We start from the raw sequence: 2,496 nt of genomic DNA on the forward strand, positions 1-2,496 counted from the left end.
GAACCGGGCACGGGGCCTGGTTCCGGGGGCCGTTCGTACGGGGGCGGGGTCAGTACGACTGGTAGCCGAACTCGTCGACCACGAGGTGCAGCGGGGCGCCGCTGGCGTTGTAGAACGAGACCTTGCCGTCCTTCACCGGCACGACCACCTGGTTGGGGATGGTCTCGCCCGGCAGGAAGTTCAGGTTCGAGGCGTTGGGCGCCGGGTCGCCGTGCGGGTAGACCGTGAGGTGCCCGTCGGTGCCCGGCTCGGTGACCGTCACGTTCAGGGTCACCGCGGCGACGGCCGGGCCGTACGGGATCGGCAGGTCGAGGGTGCCCCAGGCCGGGACGGCCGGTGTCCGGAATGCCGGGTCCCGGGTGTCCATCCAGCGGTGGGGGCCGTCGGGGTGGTAGCTGACCTTGCCCTCGGCGGTGTAGTAGCCGGCGAGGTCGGCGATCAGGTGCACGGTGCCGCCCGAGGCGTTCTGGAAGGACACCTTGCCGTCCTTCACCGGCACCGTGACCAGGTTCGGAATCGTCCTCCCGGCAGGCCAGTTGAGGTTGGAGGCGGTCGGCGTGGCGTCCCCGTGCGGGTAGACGGTCAGGTGCCCGTCCGCCTGTGGCTCGGTCACCGTCACGTTCATCGTCACGGCGGTGAGACCGGTCGCCGGCACGCCCGCCACGCCCGCCACCGGGAGGTCGACGGTGCCGTACGCCGGCACGGCCTGCGCCGCCGGGACGCCGATCGGCGCCCGGGTGTCCAACAGCCGCGTCGGGCCCTGGGCGTGGAACAGCGAACCCTTGGGGCTGTAGTAGCCCGCGAGGTCGGCGATCAGGTGCACCGTGCCGCCGGAGGCGTTGGTGAAGGACACCTTGCCGTCCTTGACCGGCACCGTCACCAGGTTCGGAATCGTCCGCCCCGCCGTCCAGTTGAGGTTCGACGAGCTCGGCGCCGCGTCCCCGTGCGGATAGACCGTGAGGTGGCCGTCGGCCTGCGGCTCGGTGACCGTCACGTTCAGCGTCACCGCCGTCACCCCCACCGCCGGGACCCCGGCCACGCCGGTGACGGGCAGGTCCACGGTCCCCCCGGCGGGGACGGGCTGCGCGGTCGGCACGCCGATCGGCTGGCGGGTGTCGAGCAGGCGCGTCGGGCCCGCCGGGGTGAAGGCGCTGCCGACGTCCGCGTTCTCGTAGGCGCCGCGGTCGCGGATGCCGCTGCCCGTACCGGTGTTGGGGATCTTGGGGTCGTCCACCGCGGCGACGCCGCCGATGGCGGTCGGCAGCATGCCCGGGGCGTTCTCGTCCGCCGAGTCGGTCACGTGGTCCGGCGGCGCGTCCGGGCCCTTCGGGAGCGTCGACACGGCGACGAAGTCGTGTACGCCCTGGCCGGTGGCCGCGGTGAAGGACGGCTGGTCGCCGTACGCCGTCCCGGCCCAGCTGTAGGCCGCGCCGCCGCCGCGCGGGTCGACCACGTTGTAGTCGACCCTGGTGCCCGCGACGGCGTTCGGGCCGACGGTGATCCCGGTCGCGCGGGCGGTCTGGTCGCGGCACGAATTCATGCCGTACAGGGCGGTGTTCACCAGGTTGTTCTCGACCACCGCGCCGGAGGAGGTGCCGTCCAGCACGATCCCGGCGAAGCAGGACGAGGTGACGTTGTTGGCCACCACGACGGTGTTCGGCGCGTCCTTGACCAGGACCCCGGTCATGTCGGGCCCGGCGTAGGGCCAGAGCACGTTGGTGGTGACGACCGTCCCGGTGGAACCGCCGTCCACGGTGACCGCCGGGCCCTGCACCCTTCCGATGTCGCCGTGTCCGAGGAGCACCCGGTCGGAGCCGTTGGTGACGTGGATGCCGGTTCCACCGGTGAGGTAGCTGTTGTCGAAGGACACGTCACGGGCGCCGTCCACCAGCACGGCCGCCTTCTGGGGGACCGTTGCGATGGTCAGGTTCTCGAACCGGACGTGCTCGGCGCCCCGGACGACGAACCCGTTGACGGGCCTGTCCCCCGTGCCGATCTTGGTGAGGCCGCCGCCGTTGTTCTCGTCGGGCGTCCTGCCGGCGCGGAAGGTGATCGGCGCCTCGGCCTTGCCCGACCGGGTGATGGTCAGGTCCTCGATGTACGTGCCGTCCGCGATGTCCACGGTCTGGCCCGGCTGGACGGCGGCCGCCGCCGCGCCGATGGTGCAGTACGGCGCCGACTGGGCACCGGTGCCGCTGTCGGTGCAGTGCGCACCCGCGGCGTTGTCGACGTAGAGCGTGCTGCCGTCCGCGGCCGCGCCGCCCGCGGAGACGGCCGGCAGACCGACCGCCCCGAGCAGCGTCACGCCGACGACCAGCGCTGTACGGAATCTGGACACAGGAGCCCCCCGTGGGCGACTTGAAGCGTGGATGACGCTTTCGACCCCCCGCCGTCCGGAGCCGGTCGGCTGGAAGGCGGAGCGGATCCTGCCACGGCCCGGGGCCCGTGCCAAGACGGATTTCACAGCTCGCGGAAACACGCGAACGGCCCCGGCGC

The 2,496-nt window shown here is 72.6% G+C and carries 1 protein-coding gene; it reads right to left on the bottom strand.

Annotated features, from left to right (window positions below; genetic code table 11):
- Positions 1-49: 49 nt before the first annotated feature.
- The gene (locus tag ACFU6K_RS36630) at positions 50-2,338 is read right to left on the bottom strand and encodes a right-handed parallel beta-helix repeat-containing protein (protein ID WP_380670607.1); all 2,289 of its coding nucleotides are present in this window, start codon (positions 2,336-2,338) and stop codon (positions 50-52) included.
- Positions 2,339-2,496: the final 158 nt, after the last annotated feature.

This window comes from Kitasatospora sp. NPDC057512, from assembly GCF_042802135.1.
Classification (GTDB): Bacteria; Actinomycetota; Actinomycetes; order Streptomycetales; family Streptomycetaceae; genus Kitasatospora.